We start from the raw sequence: 6,982 nt of genomic DNA on the forward strand, positions 1-6,982 counted from the left end.
ATGGCCAGCCAGACCAGGACGGTGGGCAAGAGGCAGATCAGCGACACACCCAAGGGCCCGATCGCGCCGGGCAAACGCCCGATCAAGGTCAGGAATTGGTCCCGATAGTAGGGAAACCAGTGGGCACGGCGAAAATGTTCCAGGTCAGCCGCCCGCAGGGCACGTTCCAGTGCCAGGGCAGCAATTATGGCCAGAAAGTACATGCGTCAGCCCCCTTGTCGCATTGCGGTGTCAATCCGTGGTCCGGATTCGGTGTTCATCATGCCATGCTCCCGGCCCGCGGCACAGCCAAATAAGTCCGAAAACCGCCATCAGGTGCCCATGCCCACAGCGCCATTGCGAAAGCGGAACCAGGAGAAATGGGGCCCCGGATCGGTCTTTCGGCCCGGGGCGATGTGATTGTGGCCCACCATTCGCTCCGGCGTGATTGCCGGATAGGTCAGCAGCAAGCTGGCGGCGCAACAACTGAGACGACGATACTGGGCGTCGGTAAACGGCAAATCGTCGGTCCCCTCCAGCTCAATCCCGATGGCAATGTCATTGCAGGCCCGTCGGCCCTGGAAGCGGGAGCGTCCCGCATGCCAGGCACGGCGATGAAAAGGCACGTATTGCACGAGACTGCCGTCACGGCGGATAAACAAATGACTGGAGACCCGCAAGCCCTCGATTGCCTTGAAGAAGGGGTGACCGTCGGCCGGCAGGCGATTGAGGAAGAGCTTATCCACCCAGGGGCCACCGAACTCGCCCGGCGGCAGGCTGATGGCATGAATAACCAGCAGCGACGGCTCACAATCCGGTGGGCGGTGATCGGCGTTGGGCGAGGGATGGCGGGCGGCACCCTCCATCCAGCCATTGTGAATCTGCGGCAAGCGGTTCAACTGGGACAGGCTCCTGGGATAAGGTGGACCAAGCGCCACCGACTATAGCAAAGGAGGCCCCATGCACCCGAGCGTGGAAGAGATGATTCGAGAGCTGATCGCCTGCCCTTCCATGAGCAGCGTCAGTCCCGCATTCGATACCGGCAACCGCGAGGTATCGGAAAAGCTGGCGGAATGGCTGGAGGATCTGGGTTTCGAAGTGCGCCTGATGCCGGTGGAGGGAGAGGACAAATTCAATGTCATTGGCACGCTGGGGCGGGGCAACGGCGGGCTGGTCCTGTCCGGGCACACCGATACCGTTCCCTTTGACCAAGATCGCTGGAACAGCGACCCCTTCACGCTGACCGAGCGGGACGGCAAGCTGTACGGCCTGGGCACCTGCGACATGAAGGCCTTCCTGGCCCTAGCCATCGAAGTGGCCAGCCGCTATCGAGCGGAAGATCTGGCAGAGCCCATCATCATACTGGGTACCGCCGACGAGGAGTCCTCCATGGCCGGCGGCAAGGCTCTGGTGGCGGATCACAGTCTGCGGGCCCGCTGCGCCATCATCGGTGAGCCGACCAGGCTGACCCCCGTGCATCTGCACAAGGGGATTTTCATGGAGGGCGTTCGCCTCAAGGGGCGCTCGGGCCACTCCAGCGATCCCAAGCTGGGCAATAACGCCATTGATGGGCTGCACCGGGCGATTGCGGAGTTGATGGCCTTTCGCGAGGAGATGGCCCGCCAGTATCACAACGCGGCCTTCCATGTGTCCTCGCCGACCCTGAACCTGGGCCATGTCCACGGCGGCGATAATCCCAACCGTATCTGCCCGGAGGCAGAAGTTCACTTCGATCTGCGAACCCTGCCCGAGCAGGACCTGGATGCGACCCGTGAGGCGCTTCGCGAACGGATCAGGGAAAGTCTGGCGGACAGCGGTCTCGGGATTGAGTTTCTACCCCTATTCGAGGGCGTGGGCGGCCTGAATACGCCGGAGGACGCGGCCATTGTCCAGGCGGTCACCGAACTCACAGGCCGGGAACCCGAGGCGGTGGCCTTCTCCACCGAAGGACCCTTCCTGCAGGAGCTGGGCATCGATACCGTCATCATCGGCCCCGGTGACATCGCCCAGGCCCATCAGCCCGACGAATACCTGGCCATCGACACCCTCCAGCCCACCCTGGACCTGATCGATGGGCTGATCAGGCGTTTTTGTCTCAAGTCGGGTTAGGCGCACGGTATTCAAGGCTGTCTGGGCGCAATCGGGGCGGTTTCTTGGCGCTATTTCTTGCCAAGGGTTTCGTGGGCTTCGGTTGGGGTAATCCCCTTCGACGCCGGTGACGGGTTACGTTCCGGCCTAGGTGGCGACAGGCCTACCTTTGTTGGGGGTCACCTGGGCCGTGCATGCTGATGGCATATTCTGATATCGAGCCGATGGTCGTCGATTCGGCCCGTTTAATCGCGGCAGGACTGCCGCGATTTAGGTCCTCCGAATGGCAACAAGACATAAGACTGAACCAAACCCTCCGCTAGCACTGCCCAGGTGACCGCCACCAAAGGTAGGCTTCGGTCCTGGTGGGCTTGCTCAGGGCTGTGAGCGACAGGACGTCGCGTGCAGAGCCCCCAGGGATGGGTCTACGTCCCTGAGCAAGGCCACCAGGACCGAAGCCGGGACGCAACCCGTCACCGCATCGAAAGGGCTTACCTCAACCGAAGCCCATTGCGTTGCAAGGGGCGGTAAACCAGAATACGCAACATTTGGTTTACACAATAAGGGCTTTCAACGATGACGGACAACGCTTCCCTGGTGGCGCGGGACCTGGCCGCGCTCTGGCACCCCTGCACCCAGATGAAGGACCACGAATGGCTGCCACTGGTCCCGGTGAAACGGGGCAAGGGGGTGTGGCTGGAGGATTTTGACGGCAACCGCTACATCGATGCCATCAGCTCCTGGTGGGTGAATCTCTTCGGGCATGCCAATCCGCGAATCAATGCCGCCCTCCGCGACCAGATGGAATCGCTGGAACATGTGATTCTCGCCGGCTTTAGCCATGAACCGGCCGTAGAGCTGGCGGAGAAGCTGGTGGAGGTGACCCCAGCCGGGCTCAGCCGCTGCTTCTACGCCGACAATGGCTCGGCAGCAGTCGAGGTAGCAGTGAAGATGAGCTACCACTACTGGCGCAACCTGCGCCGACCTGAGAAAAAGCGCTTCATTACGCTTGCCAACAGCTACCATGGCGAAACCCTGGGCGCCCTGGCAGTGGGCAATGTGGCCCTTTACAAGGAAACCTACGGTCCACTGCTGATGGAGACCCTGGCCGCACCAACGCCCGACTGTTTCGAGCGCGAAGAGGGCGAATCCTGGGAAGCCTATTCCCGCCGACAGTTCGAGCCCATGCGGAAGCTGATTGCCCGTCACCACCAAGAGGTTAGTGCGGTCATTCTTGAGCCCCTGGTGCAATGTGCCGGTGGGATGCGCATGTATCATCCGGTCTATCTGGAGCTGCTCCGGGAGGCCTGCGATGAATACGATATCCACCTGATTGCCGATGAGATTGCAGTAGGCTTCGGGCGCACCGGCACCTTGTTCGCCTGCGAGCAGGCCAATATCACTCCGGATTTCATGTGCCTGTCGAAGGGCCTCACCGCCGGTTATCTGCCCCTTTCGGCGGTCATGACCACCGAGAAGATCTATCAGGCCTTCTACGATGAATACGACAATCTGACCGCCTTCCTCCACTCGCACAGCTATACCGGCAATCCCCTGGCTTGCCGTGTTGCGCTTGAGACCTTGAAGATCTTCGAAGATGATCAGATTATCGTGCGTAATCGGGAGCTGGCTGAGCACGCAGCGCGGGCGTTTGCACCACTTGCCGATCACCCCCATGTGCGGGAGGTGCGTCAGCATGGCATGATTCTGGCGGCGGAGATGATGAAGGATCCTAAGCGTAGGGAGCCCTTCCCCTGGCATGAAAGGCGCGGGCTGAAGGTTTACCAGCACGGCCTGGCCAACGAGGTTTTGATGCGGCCCCTGGGCCATGTCTTTTACTTCATGCCGCCCTATGTGATCACCGAGTCGCAGATCGACCATGTGGCGAAAATGGCCCTGGAGGGCATTGACCTGGCTACCCGTGACTGAATGAGAATGCTGCCATGCGCATACCCAGAGTACTTCTTGACGCTCAGTTGGCGGTCGGCCAGGAGCTTAGCCTGACGCGTGACACGGCCCATCATCTGCGTCGTGTCCTGCGCCTGAAAGACGGACATCCCGTGCAGGTCTTTGACGGTCGGGGGCATGAGCACGAGGGTGAGTTGTTGGGGGAAGACCGGGTTCTGATCGGCGAGTCCATTGAGCGCGAGGTGGAATCACCACTGGCACTCACTCTGGTGCAGGGCATCAGCCGCGGCAACCGGATGGATTACAGCCTGCAAAAGGCGGTTGAGCTTGGGGTCAGCGCCATCCATCCGATTTTCTGTGAAAGAAGTGTGGTGCGGCTGGATGAGAAAAGGCTGGCAAAGCGGATGGCCCATTGGCAGGGGGTGATCGTTTCCGCCTGCGAACAGTGCGGACGCAACCGGCTGCCGGAGCTCGGCACGCCGAGCACGCTGATGGATAGTCCACCCAATCCCGACGGCCTGGGTCTGTTCCTGGACCCCAATGGCAGCGAAACCCTGTCATCTCTGGAAAGGCACGACAGTATGACACTGGTCGTTGGACCCGAGGGGGGCTTGAGTGATTTGGAGCTTACGGTACTCAGGGAAGCGGGCTATCGGGGTATTCGCATGGGGCCTCGAATTCTCCGGACAGAAACCGCCGGCGTAGCGGCACTGGCCGCCCTGCAAGCGTTGCACGGGGATTTCTGAGACACACGCTTCCCGCTCCGGGCTCAGGCGCCCAGTCTAACCTTCGTCGCCAATTGCCTCGGCACGCTCGGGGAGGTACTCCCGAATACGCTCTTCCAGGCTTTCCAGGTCCGGAACCAGAGGCCGCTCATTGGCCATTCGTACCTGGGTGATCACCGGCGCCCGCTCCGGCAGGTCGGGCTGCCCACCCGCGCTCAATACCCCCTCGGTCACCCTCACGAGGTAAGGGTAACCCTGGGTCATGATCGCCAGGATGGGCGGGTTGAGCCAGCCCTTGAGGGCGTGAAAATAGGTGATTCGGGTTCGGCTGCTGCTTTCGGGAATCCCCCGGCCGCAGGCGGCTTCGAAACAGATCAGGGGAACTTCCTGGCGCTCCCAGCGAACCATGCCCATAAACCATTCCGGCGCATTATCCGGCCGGCCACGGGGCGGGCTATAGCCCATCACCTCACTCACTGCCGTGCGCGGCACGATCAGTTTGCCACCACTGATGGGCACCAGGAGACTATAAACATCTTCAATCCGCTCAGTCATGAGAGCTCATCCATCCAAATGCATGGCCGCCGGGCTGTGGGCCGAGATTAGTCATTACCCCAACGCGTTCTCTGGGGATCAAAATCACTGACCAGCGAGCGAATATTCTCCATCAGCTCGGTTTCCTGATAGGGCTTGCCCAGATAACGGTCCACACCAATCTCAAAGGCCCGGTTGCGGTGTTTGTCGCCGGTACGGGAGGTGATCATGATGATAGGCACCGACTTGAGCTCTTCATCATTACGCATATGGGTCGCCAGCTCATAACCATCCATGCGCGGCATCTCGATGTCCAGCAGCATGACGTCGGGCTTTCGATCCTGCAGCTCGGCCAGCGCGTCCACACCATCCTTGGCAGTCATCACATTCAGTCCGTAACGCTTGAGCAGGCGCTCGGTGACGCGACGCACGGTGATGGAATCGTCCACCACCATCACGGTCGGCGGCTCATCCCGGGTCGGTTCAGGCTGGGCATCGGCCATGTCGGTGGTCACCGCCCGGACACCGCCGCGGACCATGCCACCGACATCAAGGATGAGCACGATGCTGCCATCACCCATGATGGTGGCACCGGAGATGCCGCGAACGTTGGCGATCTGCGGACCGACGGATTTCACCACCACCTCGCGGCTGCCCCGCATGCCTTCGGTGACAAGCGCCGAGGCATGATCACCCACGCGCACCAGAAGCACAGGAAGTGATGCGACGTCATCCGTCAGGTTTGGCTGGCCAAAGCCAAGCATGCCGCTCAAATGCTGTAGCTCGTAATCACGTCCACCATAACGGAAACTCGTATTCTCCTGGCCCAGTTTTTCTTGAACCTCATCCCGTGGAATACGCACGATACCCTCGATGGACGGCAACGGAATGGCAAACACTTCATCCGCCACTTCCACCATCAAGGCCTGGGTAATGGCGAGGGTGTAGGGCAATCGAATCGTGAAACGGGAGCCCACGCCCTCACTGGACGTCATGTGAAGGCTACCGCCGAGCTGTTTGATCTCGCTATGGACTACATCCATTCCCACGCCCCGACCGGCTGACTGAGTCACGGTGTCGGCGGTGGAAAAGCCGGGTTCCAGGATAAACTGGATAACATCGGACTCCGGCAAGTCACTGCCCGGACGGAGCATGCCCATGTCTTCAGCACGCTTGCGAATCTTCTCAACGTTCAGGCCGCGACCATCATCCATGATTTCAATCACCACCTCCGAACCTTCCCGGTGTAGCTCGATGGCGATCAGACCTTCCTTGGGCTTGCCTTCCTGATCCCGCGCTTCAGGCTTTTCCAGGCCATGAATGACTGCGTTACGCAACATGTGTTCCAGGGGCGCAATAATCCGCTCCAGCACCTGGCGATCCATCTCGCCCTCGCCGCCGATCAGGCGCAATTCCACTTCCTTGCCTTCCTCCGCGGCGGTCTGGCGCACCAGACGGCGGAGACGCTGCGCATGACGCGAGAAGGGCAGCATGCGGGTACGCATGAGCCCATCCTGGAGATCGGTATTCACCCGGGACTGCTGAACCAACAGGGTTTCCGCCTCACGGGCATGGTTGGACAGCAAGCCCTGGAGGCTGACCAGGTCACTCACGGATTCCTGCAGCGCTCGAGACAACTGCTGGAGGGCTGAATAACGGTCCAACTCCAGGGGATCGAATTCCGGGTTGGTCTCGCCTTCCTCCATCTCCCACTGATATCGGACCTGTGCCTCGATCTCGATTTCCAG

General features: G+C 60.7%; 7 protein-coding genes. 3 read left to right on the top strand and 4 right to left on the bottom strand.

What is annotated here, in order from left to right; translation table 11 throughout:
* Both ACJWXQ_RS09915 and ampD read right to left on the bottom strand, forming a co-directional pair.
* Window positions 1-203, bottom strand: a 203-nt coding sequence (locus ACJWXQ_RS09915; RefSeq protein WP_406672734.1) for a hypothetical protein, incomplete at its 3' end; no start/stop codon positions are given.
* A gap of 108 nt (window positions 204-311) precedes the next feature.
* Window positions 312-878: a 1,6-anhydro-N-acetylmuramyl-L-alanine amidase AmpD gene (gene ampD / locus ACJWXQ_RS09920; RefSeq protein WP_346050871.1), complete on the bottom strand. Its 567-nt coding sequence runs from the start codon at window positions 876-878 to the stop codon at window positions 312-314.
* A gap of 61 nt (window positions 879-939) precedes the next feature.
* On the opposite strand from ampD, the gene argE reads away from it, so the two are divergent.
* The 3 genes from argE (at window position 940) to ACJWXQ_RS09935 (ending at window position 4,721) form a co-directional block, all read left to right on the top strand.
* Complete coding sequence (gene argE, locus ACJWXQ_RS09925; RefSeq protein ID WP_346050872.1) at window positions 940-2,088, top strand: acetylornithine deacetylase; 1,149 nt, start codon at window positions 940-942, stop codon at window positions 2,086-2,088.
* A 555-nt stretch (window positions 2,089-2,643) separates the two neighbouring features.
* Complete coding sequence (locus tag ACJWXQ_RS09930) at window positions 2,644-3,996, top strand: adenosylmethionine--8-amino-7-oxononanoate transaminase (protein WP_346050873.1); 1,353 nt, start codon at window positions 2,644-2,646, stop codon at window positions 3,994-3,996.
* Window positions 3,997-4,010: 14 nt separating this feature from the next.
* Entirely contained in the window at window positions 4,011-4,721 is a 711-nt protein-coding gene (locus ACJWXQ_RS09935; protein ID WP_406672735.1) for a 16S rRNA (uracil(1498)-N(3))-methyltransferase, read from the top strand.
* A 36-nt stretch (window positions 4,722-4,757) separates the two neighbouring features.
* Here the strand turns inward: ACJWXQ_RS09935 and ACJWXQ_RS09940 are convergent, their stop codons facing one another.
* Window positions 4,758-5,255, bottom strand: coding sequence for a chemotaxis protein CheW (locus tag ACJWXQ_RS09940; RefSeq protein ID WP_346050875.1), 498 nt, complete (start codon window positions 5,253-5,255; stop codon window positions 4,758-4,760).
* Between the two features lie 47 nt (window positions 5,256-5,302).
* The coding region (locus ACJWXQ_RS09945; protein ID WP_406672736.1) for a response regulator at window positions 5,303-6,982 on the bottom strand (1,680 nt) is incomplete at its 5' end.

The organism is Natronospira sp. (assembly GCF_007134575.1).
Taxonomy (GTDB): domain Bacteria; phylum Pseudomonadota; class Gammaproteobacteria; order Natronospirales; family Natronospiraceae; genus Natronospira; species Natronospira elongata.